This is a genomic window from Microvirga sp. 2MCAF35, from assembly GCF_052115545.1.
GTDB lineage: Bacteria > Pseudomonadota > Alphaproteobacteria > Rhizobiales > Beijerinckiaceae > Microvirga.
Map to the genome: position 1 here is coordinate 42,786 of NZ_JBFRGW010000014.1, position 13,130 is coordinate 55,915.

Annotated in this window: 16 protein-coding genes and 1 riboswitch; of the genes, 10 read left to right on the top strand and 6 right to left on the bottom strand. The window is 63.2% G+C overall.

The window, feature by feature from the left end; translation table 11 throughout:
- Positions 1-107: 107 nt before the first annotated feature.
- Entirely contained in the window at positions 108-683 is a 576-nt protein-coding gene (locus AB4097_RS09475) for a peptidoglycan-binding protein (RefSeq protein ID WP_442038794.1), read from the top strand.
- A gap of 50 nt (positions 684-733) precedes the next feature.
- On the opposite strand, the gene AB4097_RS09480 is transcribed toward AB4097_RS09475, so the two are convergent.
- Both AB4097_RS09480 and AB4097_RS09485 read right to left on the bottom strand, forming a co-directional pair.
- Positions 734-1,057, bottom strand: coding sequence for a hypothetical protein (locus tag AB4097_RS09480; RefSeq protein WP_442038796.1), 324 nt, complete (start codon positions 1,055-1,057; stop codon positions 734-736).
- 563 nt (positions 1,058-1,620) lie between these two features.
- Complete coding sequence (locus AB4097_RS09485; RefSeq protein WP_442038798.1) at positions 1,621-2,055, bottom strand: hypothetical protein; 435 nt, start codon at positions 2,053-2,055, stop codon at positions 1,621-1,623.
- Positions 2,056-2,641: 586 nt separating this feature from the next.
- Here AB4097_RS09485 and AB4097_RS09490 point away from each other — a divergent pair.
- The 3 genes from AB4097_RS09490 (at position 2,642) to AB4097_RS09500 (ending at position 4,908) form a co-directional block, all read left to right on the top strand.
- Positions 2,642-3,538: a hypothetical protein gene (locus AB4097_RS09490; RefSeq protein ID WP_442038800.1), complete on the top strand. Its 897-nt coding sequence runs from the start codon at positions 2,642-2,644 to the stop codon at positions 3,536-3,538.
- Between the two features lie 89 nt (positions 3,539-3,627).
- A complete protein-coding gene (locus tag AB4097_RS09495) occupies positions 3,628-3,888 on the top strand; it encodes a hypothetical protein (protein ID WP_442038802.1) in 261 nt (86 codons plus the stop codon).
- 294 nt (positions 3,889-4,182) lie between these two features.
- The gene (locus tag AB4097_RS09500; RefSeq protein WP_442038804.1) at positions 4,183-4,908 is read left to right on the top strand and encodes a Crp/Fnr family transcriptional regulator; all 726 of its coding nucleotides are present in this window, start codon (positions 4,183-4,185) and stop codon (positions 4,906-4,908) included.
- Between the two features lie 239 nt (positions 4,909-5,147).
- Here AB4097_RS09500 and AB4097_RS09505 read toward each other — a convergent pair whose 3' ends face one another.
- Positions 5,148-5,378, bottom strand: a complete 231-nt coding sequence (locus AB4097_RS09505; RefSeq protein WP_442038806.1) for a DUF6894 family protein — start codon at positions 5,376-5,378, stop codon at positions 5,148-5,150.
- A 238-nt stretch (positions 5,379-5,616) separates the two neighbouring features.
- Here AB4097_RS09505 and AB4097_RS09510 point away from each other — a divergent pair, with 238 nt between their 5' ends.
- Entirely contained in the window at positions 5,617-5,871 is a 255-nt protein-coding gene (locus AB4097_RS09510) for a hypothetical protein (RefSeq protein ID WP_442038808.1), read from the top strand.
- 345 nt (positions 5,872-6,216) lie between these two features.
- Here AB4097_RS09510 and cobD read toward each other — a convergent pair whose 3' ends face one another.
- Positions 6,217-7,212 (bottom strand): threonine-phosphate decarboxylase CobD, encoded by a 996-nt coding sequence (gene cobD, locus AB4097_RS09515; RefSeq protein WP_442038810.1) that lies wholly within the window; start codon positions 7,210-7,212, stop codon positions 6,217-6,219.
- Between the two features lie 11 nt (positions 7,213-7,223).
- Between cobD and cbiB the strand changes: the two genes are divergently transcribed.
- Positions 7,224-8,210 carry an adenosylcobinamide-phosphate synthase CbiB gene (cbiB, locus tag AB4097_RS09520; RefSeq protein ID WP_442038812.1) on the top strand — a complete coding sequence of 329 codons (987 nt, stop codon included), beginning with the start codon at positions 7,224-7,226 and terminating at the stop codon, positions 8,208-8,210.
- Here the strand turns inward: cbiB and AB4097_RS09525 are convergent.
- Complete coding sequence (locus AB4097_RS09525) at positions 8,197-9,642, bottom strand: cobyric acid synthase (protein WP_442038892.1); 1,446 nt, start codon at positions 9,640-9,642, stop codon at positions 8,197-8,199. The two genes, cbiB and AB4097_RS09525, sit on opposite strands and share 14 nt — an antisense overlap.
- 11 nt (positions 9,643-9,653) lie before the next feature.
- Positions 9,654-10,259 carry a cob(I)yrinic acid a,c-diamide adenosyltransferase gene (gene cobO / locus AB4097_RS09530; RefSeq protein WP_442038814.1) on the bottom strand — a complete coding sequence of 202 codons (606 nt, stop codon included), beginning with the start codon at positions 10,257-10,259 and terminating at the stop codon, positions 9,654-9,656.
- A 222-nt stretch (positions 10,260-10,481) separates the two neighbouring features.
- Positions 10,482-10,669: riboswitch (cobalamin riboswitch) on the top strand.
- A gap of 31 nt (positions 10,670-10,700) precedes the next feature.
- Here cobO and AB4097_RS09535 point away from each other — a divergent pair.
- The 4 genes from AB4097_RS09535 to cobW are packed head-to-tail and all read left to right on the top strand — an operon-like array spanning position 10,701 to position 13,130.
- Positions 10,701-10,877, top strand: coding sequence for a CbtB domain-containing protein (locus AB4097_RS09535; protein WP_442038816.1), 177 nt, complete (start codon positions 10,701-10,703; stop codon positions 10,875-10,877).
- A gap of 11 nt (positions 10,878-10,888) precedes the next feature.
- Positions 10,889-11,668: a CbtA family protein gene (locus tag AB4097_RS09540; protein WP_442038818.1), complete on the top strand. Its 780-nt coding sequence runs from the start codon at positions 10,889-10,891 to the stop codon at positions 11,666-11,668.
- A gap of 3 nt (positions 11,669-11,671) precedes the next feature.
- Positions 11,672-12,067 carry a DUF1636 family protein gene (locus tag AB4097_RS09545; protein WP_442038820.1) on the top strand — a complete coding sequence of 132 codons (396 nt, stop codon included), beginning with the start codon at positions 11,672-11,674 and terminating at the stop codon, positions 12,065-12,067.
- A 25-nt stretch (positions 12,068-12,092) separates the two neighbouring features.
- Positions 12,093-13,130, top strand: coding sequence for a cobalamin biosynthesis protein CobW (cobW, locus tag AB4097_RS09550; protein WP_442038822.1), 1,038 nt, complete (start codon positions 12,093-12,095; stop codon positions 13,128-13,130).

The following is a 13,130-nucleotide window of genomic DNA, read 5'->3' on the forward strand; positions in this document are numbered from 1 at the left end:
CGGTTTCTCGACATGCCTGGATCGTGTAACTCCTCTTCACCGCTTCATGCCATGTTTCCGCCGCGATAAACGCGGCATGCAGGAAGCATGACAGGACCCGGTGCGTGATGATGAACCGTCTGGCGATCGCCATAGCCGTGGCAGGATGGGCTCTGTACGGTTTCTCCGTGCTGATGCCCCGATCGTCCGGCCCCGATGCCCAGGCCGAGATCGCACGGTTGCACCGGGCGGCCGAAGCGGCTGGCGCCGACCGTGATGCACTGGCGGCCGAGTTGGAGCATTTCAAGGAAGGCAGCCAGGATCTGCAGCACGTCCAAAACCGGATTGCCGCCGCCACCCAGGAGTTGAAGCACCTGGAATATCTCCGGTCCCGAATCAGCGGCGAGATCGACGTGATGCGGCCTCAGCCCTCGAAAGCCTCGCCTCAGGTCTTGTCGCCTCCGGAGAATCCCGGCCCGTCGGACATGGTCGGTGCAATTCCTTCGAAGGAAGAGATCGGCACCGCGCAGCAGGCGCTGACGGCGCTGGGCTTTGGCCCTTTGAAAGCAGATGGGGTCTTCGGCCCGGGCACGCGCCGGTCGATCGAGGCGTTTCAACAGGCCCACGGCCTCCCCGTCACGGGAAAGCTTGACGCGGCTGTCCTTCGAGCGCTTCAGCACGGCCACGCGGCCGCACACCGGTGATTGCGGCAACGCTGCCGTTCGTCTCCCTCGGTCTACGGCAAAGCCAACTGCTACTGCCGGGAGGTCTCGACGGCCTTTGCCTGATCGCTGGATGCCAGCCGGAGCTTCCGCTCCAAATCCTCGACCTGTCTGGCGACGGCATTGAGGTTCGATCTGATCACGAACAAATCCGAGGCGGAGACGCCGGATGCACCGGCCGTCGGTTGCAGGTCGAGTTTCGGCACGTCCTCCTGTTTCCTAGGCTTCGAGCCGTTTCCGGCAACCCAGCGCCAGACGGCGAGAACGAGCCAGGCGACCAGGGAAAACAGGATCAGGCCGACGGCCAGAACAATACCCAAAGTCACGGCAGAGCCGAGTTGATCACTCCCATCCATCGAACCCCCCACGTCTTCAGCCGGAAATTCCTAAAGTATCGGCTCCGAAAGCGGCCTCCACTTTCGGGATCCGATCCGATGCTTTTTGTTAGGCAAGAGCATCATTTTGAGCGGAAAACCGGATACACCTTCACTGACGCAAACCTCTGCGTCCGCACGATGCTCTAGAACATCGGCCCTGAAAGTGGAATGCATTTTTGCACACGGTGCTTCGGGCCGTTCAGGATCGCGGCCAGGACTTGACCGGCCACACGGCGAAGAGGACGAGAGCGGGCCCCATCTTCTACTACTTTTGTGCAAGGTCGGGATGCAGCTTTTCTGTTGCCGGGCTGTCGAAGCCTGAATACTCTCCCCTCACAAGAAAAAGGGCCGCAACAATGCGACCCGAAGTTTAGGGAGGAAACGCCCAAGAAGGGCGGGCAGGACGGTAACGCCAATCACCGTTCTGCACTGCAATAAAGTAGTCTGTGCCGCAAAAAGCGGCAAGCATCAATGGGCAGCTGCGCTGCCTTTTCTTTTTTTATGTCTCCTATCGGCAACAGTCCTGGGTTCTCGGAATCCGTTTACCGGATACACTCAATGGGAACGCGCATGTTGGAGCCTCCGATCAGGACGGTCCGGCACGCCACGCCGTTGATAATCTGGACCTCGTTCGGAGTCGCATAGGGAAACAGCGCGTCGGGGGTGCCCGTGAGCGGCCGACCGCCAGCCATCCGACCGCCTCCGTCTTCAACACTGATGCTCCCGGTCGTCCCGGGCTCGAACGTTCCGGTTGCGACGTGCCCGGCGCATTGCACGGGGACGCGGATATTGGAGCCTCCAATCAGGACAGTCCGGCATGGCACGCCGTTGATGATCTGGACCTCGTTCGGAGCCGCATAGGGGAACAGCGAGCCCGGCGTCCCCTGAATGGGATTGGGCTGCGCCTGCGCTTGCGCGCCCGTAAACCCGGCAATGAACATAATCCCCGCAATGGACAGGATCGTCAGCGTTCTCATGGGGGCCTCCTCTTCGCAGACGACAGGAAATGCTGCATGCACGGTGCGCTGCGGACGCCCCTGTTGCATGACGTTGACGAGGGTATTCCGCCGAGCCCGAAGGCAGGCGCCAAAGCTTCACACGAGGAGAAGCCGACCGAGCCTGCCATCACGCACGGCGTCGCGGGGCTCAGCTGAAACCGGACGAAGCAGCCCAACGACTCACCGCTTCTCGACGCTGAATCCCATCAGCGCCAAGAGCGGGACACGAGAGTCAATCGGAACATGGTTCGATCAAGCCTCAGGTGGATCCGCAAGGCCGATCATAGGCCGGCCAGCCTGCGTTGCTTGATCGGTTGAGCCATTTACTTACCAGATCGTGACAGAGCCGGGCCACGCAGCCGGACGAGCCGTGAAGAACTGACGTCACGCAGAAACAGTTGCAGAAGTATCGTCAAACGACGCTTGAGGACTTTCCAAATTCAAACGCTCTCGCGCACGAATACCTACAAAGGAGTATTCGACGACCATCGCCTTGACGCCAGACATTGCCTCGGCTGCTATGACGAGGCAGGGAGGCAAGGGATCAATAATCCGAGGGGGAACGATGCGTCACCTTCCGCAATGGTTGTCATGCGGCCTCATGGTTTCGGCCGGCCTCCTCGTCGGAGGTGCGAACGACGCGCATGCCGCGGACCTGAGTGCCCCTCCTGCTCCCGTGATCGAAGCCCCTGCACTTCCGAGCTGGACGTATCGTATCACGCCTTATGGCTGGCTGACCGCGTTGAACGGCACCCAGACCATCCGCGGCCGGTCCGTCAAGGTCGACGCAAGCTTCGCCGACATCGTCAAGGCCTCCGATACGCTCGTGGCCCTGATGGGAGATTTCGAGGCGCGCAACGGCCCGGTCGGAATTCTCTCCAACGTGGTCTGGAGCAAGATCGGCGTCGATCGCAGCAACGTCAGGAGCCGCACTTTGGCGCCTGGCGTGACGGGGGCGCTCGGCACCTCGCTTGGTCTCGACATCGAGATGGCGATCGTCGAAGTCGGCGCCGCCTATGAAGTCTACCGCTCCGGGCCGCTCGCCCTGGACCTGCTCGGCGGAGCGCGATATTGGCACCAGTCGGCGGATCTCTCGCTCGATGCCACGGCCTCCGTCTCGGCAGCCGATCTCGAGGTGGCGGGCGCCCGCGCGTTCGCCCGCTCGGGTTCAGTCGACTGGGTCGATCCCATGGTCGGCGCACGACTGCGCTACACCGTGGCGCGGGGGCATGAGCTGTGGCTGCGCGGCGACATCGGCGGGTTCGGGCTCGGGAGCGATTTCTCCTGGCAGGCCATCGGCGCCTATGGCTTCGAGCTCGGCACCTACCAGGGCGTCACCTTCTCGGGCGTGATCGGCTACCGGGCGCTATACGTGGATTACGTCCAGGGCGAGGGCCGGCAGCGCTACGACTTCGACATGCTCCAGCACGGACCCGTGCTGGGCATCAGCGCGAGATTCTGAATACGTTCAAATCCTGTCTCCTTTTGTCAAGCAACGCCGTCTGGTTGGTGGCACTCTTTCCTGGAAACATCTGAGAGCAGGAGAGAATGATGCGACTCGTTTTACCCCTTGCGCTCGCCGGCCTCGTGGCGGCCTCGTCGGTTTCGGCCCAAGAGCAGAATCTCCGTCAGCCTCCTATTCGCGACGGTGAGGTGGTGATCCCATCGGAAAAGGCCCTCGAACGGGACGCGGTGACGCAACCGCGCAACGATTTTTCGACGAACGATGCGACGGCAACGCAGCAGATGAATCGCCAGAACCAGCGAATCGACAAGCTGCTCGAGAAAGGCATCTGCGCGGATTGCCGGTGAAGGATGGCCTCCTCATGGACCATTACGCAGAGCCGAGATAGCAGGCGACACGGGTCGAAGGCGAGAGAGGCTCCCTGACCGGAGACCCATCGTCAGACCGGCCGAAGTCGCTTGAGAGCTCGACTCTCGATGTGGATCTCGGTCGACAAAAAATGGCGACTGGAAAAGCGTATCCCCGTCCGCCATGCGCCGAAGGCAGGCTGGAATCGTTATTCTTCGCTTCTGAGTCGTAAGCGGCGCGTCTCCCGAGAGCTGTTGTGGTAGAATGTCTCCGTTCGGGACAGGACCTTCGCCATGGCTCAGGTTCAGATGAACAATCCGCATCGTTGCAATCGGCTCCTGGCCGCTCTGGATGAGGAAGATTTCTCCTTTCTGGAGCCGCATCTGACCGTGGTCGATTTCCAGAGAGGACAGGTGGTCTACGAGGCCGGAGAGACACTCGACTATACCTACTTCCCCCACAGCGCCGTGATCTCTCTCATCACCGTCATGATCGACGGAAAATCTGCCGAGATGGCGACGTTCGGGTGCGAATCCCTTCTCGGTCTCGTCAGCGCGTTCGTTTCCCGCAACTCGTTCGGACGCTATATCGTGCAGATCCCCGGAGCCGCGTCCCGCATCGAGCTCGCGCGGATGCACGACGCCTTCAGAACGCGGCCCAAGATCCAGCAGCTCCTTCTGCGCTTCACCGAGGCGCTGCTGGCACAGACGATGCAGAGTGTCGCCTGCAACGCCACGCACAGCGTCGAGGCGCGCTGTTGCCGGTGGATCCTCAGCACGCGCGACCGTTGGGAATCCGACGAGCTGCCCCTCACCCATGAGTTCCTCTCGGAGATGCTCGGCGTTCAACGCTCAACCGTGAGCGCCATCACGCGCGCGCTCCACGAGGCCGGTCTTATCAATCAGAGCCGGGGTGTGATCACCATCGTCGACAGAAGCGGTCTCGAAGAGACCGCTTGCGAATGTTATGACGTCATCCGCCGAAAATTCTCACAGCTCCTGCCGCCGTCGACCCCGTAGTTTCGTTGAAGGAGCGCGGTTGACTTGCCTATGAGCTGCCCCAGGTGAGTGACCTTGGGTCACCCTGAATGAGCCGTGCCTTGATCAAGCGCATGCCAAATCGGACTGTCCTGCCAGGCCATGTCATCGACAAGGGGCTGATCGCCACGGCTATCACGGCTGCCCTGGCGGCCTTTCTCCTGTGCTGCCAGCTACCCTGATGCGCCACGATGTGGCACCCTGATGTTCCGTGCGGAAAGTTACCCGATCTCCGAGCATGGAATGATCAGGACCGGACGGAGATCCTCACCTACGATCTCGATCATGATCTCGTTGCTGTAATGCGGCAACATCCCTGCCCAGCTCTTCAGGAGCCTTTCGGCGACCTTCGCCGCCTCCATCCTGGCTGCCTCTATGTCCGGCAGCTCGATTCCGCTCGGATCCTCATCTGTGCCAAAGTGACTTCTGACATCAATGTAATAGCGGGGCATAACACATCCCCCTCGACAACGCGGAATTGGATGGGATCGCCCATCATGATATTCACCTATGTTAATTTACAATGACGGATCCCGAAATGACTCGGAATCACCGCTCACTATTCCGTACAGGTCCCATCCCACGAAACTTTATGTCGCCACTCTAATTATATAAACCTGCTGCTCTTGCATTCGGCATACCGGAAGAATGACCGGAACTGCCGATCCATCGCACCCTTCAGGAGTTTCGATGCTTTTGCCCTGGATGAAACTGGCGACCGACACCACGATGTTGGCCGTCGAATCCCAACTCGTGATCTGGACGCGCCTGTCCCAAGCCGCCATGGGACAAGGCTCCGCGACGGAAAACCTGCTGATGGTTACGGAGAAAGTCGCAGCCTTTGCGGAAGCGGCAACGACACTCGCAACGGGCGGTTCGGCCCACAAGGTCGTCAAGGGATACCGGCGGAAGGTTCGCGCCAATGTGAAGCGCCTGAAGCGCTAGATCAATCTGCCGTCGCAGGATCTCGCCGTCCTGTGCGCGGCAGCGAACATCTGCGACGAGAACGCGCACCCGGCCCAAAATTCCCAAGTAAATCATGATCTTTGCCCAGCCACAGCCGTAAAGATCCGAACTTGACTATGGGCGATACGTATTTCCCACTATTTTTGCCTCAAGCACCCTCGCCTATAGAGTATTTCCATTGATGCGGGGCAATTCAAAACAAAATTCACCAAACACATATTATGAATCTACCATGACTGAGGGGGCCAGAGCATGGGTTCAAGCCGCTGTTCCGATCGCAAGATCGGACGCGGCTTTTCTTTTTCTCGTCTCCGCCTCAATTCATTAAAAGGCCCGCAAGGCGATCTCGAGACGTCGCCAATTCCCCGCCGAACCCGGCAGGCCAAAGCGCAGAAGACGGGGATCGTTCTGGAAGCGACGAACCCAGATTCCGTGATGCCCCAGATGAGAGAACAGGTCGGGTGCGCGGCTGCTGTCCATGAGACGATAGAGGACCGTGCCCTCGGGCGCCCGATCCGACAATGGTGAAAGCAGCCCATCGAGGCGGCGCGCATCCTCGGCCCGCGCCCCCTGCGCGGCCTTCCGCCAGACCGGGTCACGCAACGCCACCCGCCCGACCTCCATGGCGGGTCCTGAGATGGACCAGGGTCCGAGCGCCGTTCTCACCTTTTCGGCAAAGCCGGTCGCCGCAACCGCGAAACCGAGCCTCACGCCCGCGAGCCCGTATGTCTTGCCGAAGGAGCGCAGAACGATGGCATTCTCCGGCAGAACGGGAACAAGGGTCTCGTCACCGTCGAAATCGGCGAAGGCTTCGTCGACCACGAGCCAGCCGCCACGATGCTTGAGATGCTCCGCCTGTTCGAGCAGCGTTGCCCGCCGGAGCAACCGCCCGTCGGGATTGTTGGGGTTCACCACGACGACGATGTCGGCCTCGCCGATCCCATCGACCGTGCCGATCTCCGAAACCTCGTGCCCTGCCCCACGCCAGGCATGGGCATGCTCGGCATAGGTCGGCCCGAGGATGGCGACGCGCGACCAGGGGCACAGGGCCGGCAGCAGGCTGATGAGAACTTGCGTTCCCGGCGCGCCCACCACCATGGCGGGATCGGCAGCGCCATAAGCCTCGGCGGCGGCCGCCTCCAGGTCCCGGTGGTCGGCTGGCGACGGCAATCGTTCGAACAGGCGGGCTGGCAAGGGGGGCATGGGATAGGGTATGGGATTGATCCCCGTCGACAGGTCGATCCACGGGTACGGCGCGTCCGGAAAGAGCCGTCGGGCTTCGTCCAGGTCGCCGCCGTGCCAGATCCGCGCCTCACTCATCCGATACTCCCATGGCCCTCTCCGATAGCCTGCTGATCTTGAGCCTCGCCCTCGCGGCCGAGGCCGCATTCGGCTATCCCCACCGCCTTTACACGTGGATCGGGCACCCCGTCACCTGGATCGGACGGCTGATCAAAGCGCTCGACCGGAGCTTGAACCGGGAGACCTGGTCATTCGGGCGCCGCCGCGCCGCTGGCATTCTGGCCCTGGTGATCCTCCTGACCATCACGGGTTTGGCCGCATGGGCGCTGGAACGACTGCTCCTGCCTCTCGGCATCATCGGCGTGGCAGTGCTGGCCCTTCTCTCCGGCACCCTCATCGCCCAGCGCAGCCTGTATGAGCATGTGGCAGAGGTCTCGAGAGGTCTGCGCGAGGGAGGGCTGGACGGCGGGCGTTCCGCCGTCTCGATGATCGTCGGGCGCAATCCGCAGAGCCTCGACGAGGCGGGCGTCTCCCGCGCCGCCATCGAGAGCCTTGCGGAGAACTTTTCGGACGGGATCGTGGCGCCCGCCTTCTGGCTCGGGCTCGGCGGCCTCCCGGGTGCCGCCCTCTACAAGGCCACGAACACCGCCGACAGCATGACCGGCCACCGCACGCCCCGGCACGAAGCGTTCGGCTGGGCGGCGGCGCGGTTCGACGATCTCGTCAACCTGCCCGCCTCGCGGCTCACGGCACTCCTCATCATCGCGGCGGCGGCTCTTCACCAGGGAGCATCCCCACAAGGCGCATGGCGAGCGGTGGTACGCGACGCCTCGCATCACCGCTCGCCCAATGCCGGTTGGCCGGAAGCCGCGATGGCCGGCGCCCTGGACCTGCGGCTGGCCGGACCGCGGGTCTATGGCGACGTGCGTGTCGAGGACCGCTGGATGGGCGACGGGTGCGCGCAGGCGAATGCGGATGACATCGATCGGGCGCTCGCTCTCTACCGGACCGCGTGCCTGCTGCTGTTTGCACTCGCTGCAGGATCGGCTTTTGTGACCTGGCTCATCGTGCGCTGAGAGCGAGCAGCCTCTCGCAATCGAGATGCGCCTCAAGGTGATCGGCGAAACGGTCGAGAATGTCGTCGACAAGGGCTTCGTAGGCGAAATCGCTCGTCTGTGCTCCGATTAGGGCAAGCCATCGCGCCCGCTGCCGGTCATCCGCGAAGAGGCCGTGGACATAGGTGCCCGTCACGCGCCCGTCGGCCGACACGGCGCCATCCATCCGCCCGTTCGCCAGACGGGCGAAAGCGCGCGACGCCGCATCTGCGCCGGACGTTTCGCCGATATGCATCTCGTAGCCGGAGAAGGGCGTATCGTCGGCCAGCGTGACACCGCTGACGGCCTCGAGCCGCTTGTTCGCGGCGAGCGTCGTCGTGACGTCGAGCAGCCCCAATCCCTCGATGGAGCGGCCCGCCTCGCCCTCGATGCCGAAGGGATCGTCGATCCGAGTTCCCAGCATCTGATAGCCGCCGCACAGGCCGAGTACCCGCCCTCCCCGGCGCACATGCACCTTCAGGTCGATGTCCCAACCCTGCGCGCGGATGAACAGGAGATCGTCGATGGTGGTCTTGGAGCCGGGCAGCAGGACGAGCGCTGCTTCGACAGGCAGAGTCTGGCCGGGCTCGACCAGCACCACCTCGACACCCGGTTCTTCGCGCAGAGGATCGAGATCGTCAAAGTTCGAGATCCACGGCGTCACCGGAACCGCGATGACCACCGAACCCTTCCGTCCCTCGCGCCTCAATCCCAGGCCATCCTCGGCCGGAAGACGTGCGGCGTCAGAAAAATGCGGCACGAGACCGAGAGCCGGCCAGCCGGTGCGCTCGGCCACGAACCGCATGCCGCTGTCGAACAGGGCCGGGTCGCCGCGAAAGCGGTTGACGATGAAACCGCGGATCATCGCGGCATCCGCCTCATCGAGCACCGCCTTGGTGCCGACGAGGCTCGCGATCACGCCGCCCCGGTCGATATCGCCCACGAGCACCACCGGCACGTCGGCTGCGCGGGCGAAGCCCATATTGGCGATGTCGCCCGCCCTCAGGTTCACCTCCGATGCGGAGCCCGCCCCTTCGACGAGCACAATATCCGCCTCGCCCGAGAGCCGTGAGAAACTGTCGAGCACCGCCGCCATGAGGCGCGGCTTCCAGGACTGGTATTCCCGCGCCTTGGCGGTGCCGGCCACGCGGCCCTGCACCACCACCTGCGAGCCGATCTCGCTCTGGGGTTTGAGCAGCACCGGGTTCATGTGGACGCTGGGCGCCACGCCGGCGGCCCGCGCCTGCAGGGCCTGGGCACGGCCGATCTCGCCGCCATCGGCTGTGACCGCCGCGTTGTTCGACATGTTCTGCGGCTTGAAGGGCCTGACCCTCAAGCCTTTTCGCGCAAAGACCCGGCACAGGCCCGCCACCAGGAGCGACTTGCCCACATTCGAGCCGGTACCCTGCACCATGAGCGCGCGCATCAGAACTCGACGCCTTCCTGCGCTTTCACGCCGGCCGAGAAATGGTGCTTGACGAGAGTCATCTCGGTTACGAGATCGGCGGCCTTGATGAGTTCCGGCTTGGCGTTGCGGCCGGTGACGACTACGTGGAGCCCGGGGCGGCGCTGCCGCAGAGTTTCGACCACATCCGCCAGATCCAAATACTCGTAACGCAGCGCGATGTTGAGCTCGTCCAAGACGAGAAGGCGGATGTCCTCGCGGGCCACCAGCTCCTTGGCCTTGGCCCAGGCACGTTCCGCCGCCGCCACGTCGCGGGAGCGATCCTGCGTCTCCCAGGTGAAGCCCTCGCCCATGGTGTGCCACTCGACCTGATCGGAGAACCGGTCGAGGGCGAGGCGCTCGCCGGTTTCCCAGGCGCCCTTGATGAACTGCACCACGCCCACGTGGAAGCCCCGCCCGAGCGCCCGCAACATAAGGCCGAAGGCGGCCGTGGACTTGCCCTTGCCCGGTCCCGTATGGACGATCAGGAGCCCCTTCTCGACCGTCTTCGAGGCGACCTCCCGATCCTGGACTTCCTTGCGCTTGATCATCTTGGCGCGGTGCCGCGCCTCTTCGTCCTGGGTCATCCCGAGCCTGCTTTCGCATGAGAGGGCCGCACCATGAACAGGCTCTAGAGCATCGGACCCAAAAGTGGAATGCACTTTTGGGATCCATCTGATGCTCCTTCTTAAGGCTGGCGCATCGTTCTTCGCGAAAACCGGGTCCACTTTTTCGCACGATGCGCTTGGCCCGATTTCAAGGCCGAGTCATTTTCAACACCAAGGCTTGAAAGATCCTCCCCGGCCCGGTAAGCATGTAACGGACGGTGCCCCGGCAACGGGGTGAAAAGGGAATGCGGTGAGACACCGCGGCTGCCCCCGCAACTGTAAGCGGCGAGCCTTCGCTCCACATGCCACTGGGCCGAAAAGCCCGGGAAGGCGGTAGCGCAAAGCAGCGACCCGCGAGCCAGGAGACCTGCCGTCGTCCTGCAACCCAGATGCCGCCGGAGGGGTGGCCAAGAGGTCTTCATGTCGACACTGACCAATCAAGCCTACGTCGCCACTTCGTCCCAGCGGCTCGTAGCGATTATCACCGCAGCAACCTTCGGCCTCGCACTTATCTTCATTTCGGGCTTCGCCTCGCCCGAAACGATCCACAATGCGGCCCATGACTGGCGTCATTCGCACAATTTCCCCTGCCACTGACGGGGAATTTCATGATTGCGAGAGTTATTAAAGCGGCCTTGGTCGCTGGGTTTCTGGCTGCCTGCGTGGCTGCGACCCTGCAAACGTTGCTGACATCTCCCCTGATTCTCCAGGCCGAGACATACGAGAAGGCGGCCGCGCCGGAAGCACATGCTGGCGCCGGATTCGGCGGCCTGCTGCATCTGGCTCACGTGCAACATGCCCCGGCCGATTCTGGGGAAGAAGGTGCATGGGAACCGGGCGAGGGCCTTCCCCGGATTGCCTTCACGGCTCTGGCCACCCTGGTCAGCGGCGTTGGCTATGCCGCGATTCTCGTCGCCTTGATCCTCGCCGCTGGTCGAAGATTCGACCTGCAGACGACATTGCGGTGGGCCATCGGCGGCTTTCTTGCCGCCAGTCTCGCGCCGGCTGTCGGATTGCCCCCGGAGCTTCCGGGCATGGGTGGGGCGCATCTGGCCGAGAGGCAGATCTGGTGGATCTGTACCGCGTTTGGAACGGGCCTCGGTCTGTATCTGATCACGAATGTGCGCCATCACGCGGCCATTGGCATTGGCCTCATCGCCATCGTGCTTCCGCACCTGATCGGAGCGCCCCATGCGGGGGCCGTCGCGAGCGACGTCCCGGCAGTTCTCGCCGCGCAATTCGCAGCACGCTCGCTTGCTGTTGCGTTCGCCTTCTGGGCGACCCTCGGACTTGCTCTCGGCTGGTACTGGACGCGACAGGAAGATCGGACGAAACCGGGTTTTCTCTCTCGGACAGCTTCGGTCAACAGCGAAGGCAAGGCCGTTTAGCCGATGACCTCATCCCCTGAGGAGATCTGCCTGCATGTCTGCGTCACCTGCCGTCAGGCCGGTGGCGCGGACGACAAGGCATTGCGGCCTGGTGCGATCCTTCACCGGGCCCTCACCGAGGCGCTCGCCCTTCCCGATGCACCGAAGGTGCGCGTGGAGGCGGTCGAGTGCCTGTCCGTGTGCAAGCGGCCCTGCACCATCGCGGTCTCCGGTCCAGGACGCTGGACTTACATCTACGGCGATCTGAACGCGGAAACCTCCGTCGAGACGATCCTCGACGGATTGCGCCGCTATGCGGCCACGCCCGACGGCCTCGTGCCCTGGCGTGAGCGTCCGGAAGCTTTCCGCAAGGGCGTCGTCGCCCGCATTCCCCCGTTCAAAACGAACAACGCGGCTTAACAAGAGCCGCCGAAAGGCTCGACTCATGAGAGATCTGAAAAAGATCCCCTGCACCATCGTCACCGGATTCCTCGGTGCGGGCAAAACTACCCTGGTGCGTCACCTGCTCGAGAACGCCAAGGGGCGACGCCTCGCGGTTCTTGTCAACGAGTTCGGCGATCTCGGCTTCGACGGCTCCTTCATCGAGGGCTGCGGCATCGAGGGCTGCACGCAGGAAGACATCGTCGAACTTCCCAACGGCTGCATCTGCTGCACGGTGGCGGACGATTTCGTTCCGGCCCTGAACACGCTGCTCAATCGTCCGAACCCGCCCGAGCACATCCTGATCGAGACTTCGGGCCTTGCGCTGCCGAAGCCGCTGGTGCGCGCCTTCAACTGGCCGGATATCCGCTCCCGGGTGACGGTGGACGGCGTGATTGCCGTGGTCGACGGCCCGGCCGTCGCGTCCGGCGCCTTCGCGGACGATCCGGAGGCCCTCGAAGCCCAGCGCGCGACCGACACGTCGGTCGATCACGAGAACCCGCTGGAGGAAGTGTTCGAGGACCAGCTCCTCTGCGCCGACCTCATCATCCTCAACAAGACTGACCAGATGGCCGCCGGCGACAAAGGCAAGGTTCTCGCCGAGATCGAGGAGCATCTTCCACGCGCCGTGAAAGTCATCGAGACAGCCCATGGCAAGGTGGACCCGACGGTACTTCTCGGCCTCGGAGCTGCGGCGGAAGCCGATCTCGAATCCCGTCCTTCGCATCACGAGACCGCCGAGGACCACGACCACGACGATTTCGACAGCATTGCGATCCCGGTCGATACCGTCGCCACGCCGGAGGCGCTCGTCGCCCGTGTCGAGCGCGCCGCGGAAGCGGCGGGCGTGCTGCGGATCAAGGGCTTCGCGCCCGTGGACGGCAAGCCCATGCGCCTTGTGGTGCAGGGTGTCGGCCAGCGCGTCGCGCATCATTTCGATCGCCCGTGGAAGGCAGGCGAAGCCCGCGACGGCCGCATGGTCGTGATCGGTCTGAAGGGCTTCGACGTGAAGGCCGTGGAAGCCGCTTTGCGCAACGGATGA

Bases quoted from the DNA above. Each gene is read 5' to 3' on its own strand.
- AB4097_RS09475 (WP_442038794.1), top strand. From the start codon at position 108: ATGATGAACCGTCTGGCGATCGCCATAGCCGTGGCAGGATGGGCTCTG.
- AB4097_RS09480 (WP_442038796.1), bottom strand. From the start codon at position 1,057: ATGGATGGGAGTGATCAACTCGGCTCTGCCGTGACTTTGGGTATTGTT.
- AB4097_RS09485 (WP_442038798.1), bottom strand. From the start codon at position 2,055: ATGAGAACGCTGACGATCCTGTCCATTGCGGGGATTATGTTCATTGCC.
- AB4097_RS09490 (WP_442038800.1), top strand. From the start codon at position 2,642: ATGCGTCACCTTCCGCAATGGTTGTCATGCGGCCTCATGGTTTCGGCC.
- AB4097_RS09495 (WP_442038802.1), top strand. From the start codon at position 3,628: ATGCGACTCGTTTTACCCCTTGCGCTCGCCGGCCTCGTGGCGGCCTCG.
- AB4097_RS09500 (WP_442038804.1), top strand. From the start codon at position 4,183: ATGGCTCAGGTTCAGATGAACAATCCGCATCGTTGCAATCGGCTCCTG.
- AB4097_RS09505 (WP_442038806.1), bottom strand. From the start codon at position 5,378: ATGCCCCGCTATTACATTGATGTCAGAAGTCACTTTGGCACAGATGAG.
- AB4097_RS09510 (WP_442038808.1), top strand. From the start codon at position 5,617: ATGCTTTTGCCCTGGATGAAACTGGCGACCGACACCACGATGTTGGCC.
- cobD (WP_442038810.1), bottom strand. From the start codon at position 7,212: ATGAGTGAGGCGCGGATCTGGCACGGCGGCGACCTGGACGAAGCCCGA.
- cbiB (WP_442038812.1), top strand. From the start codon at position 7,224: ATGGCCCTCTCCGATAGCCTGCTGATCTTGAGCCTCGCCCTCGCGGCC.
- AB4097_RS09525 (WP_442038892.1), bottom strand. From the start codon at position 9,642: ATGGTGCAGGGTACCGGCTCGAATGTGGGCAAGTCGCTCCTGGTGGCG.
- cobO (WP_442038814.1), bottom strand. From the start codon at position 10,259: ATGACCCAGGACGAAGAGGCGCGGCACCGCGCCAAGATGATCAAGCGC.
- AB4097_RS09535 (WP_442038816.1), top strand. From the start codon at position 10,701: ATGTCGACACTGACCAATCAAGCCTACGTCGCCACTTCGTCCCAGCGG.
- AB4097_RS09540 (WP_442038818.1), top strand. From the start codon at position 10,889: ATGATTGCGAGAGTTATTAAAGCGGCCTTGGTCGCTGGGTTTCTGGCT.
- AB4097_RS09545 (WP_442038820.1), top strand. From the start codon at position 11,672: ATGACCTCATCCCCTGAGGAGATCTGCCTGCATGTCTGCGTCACCTGC.
- cobW (WP_442038822.1), top strand. From the start codon at position 12,093: ATGAGAGATCTGAAAAAGATCCCCTGCACCATCGTCACCGGATTCCTC.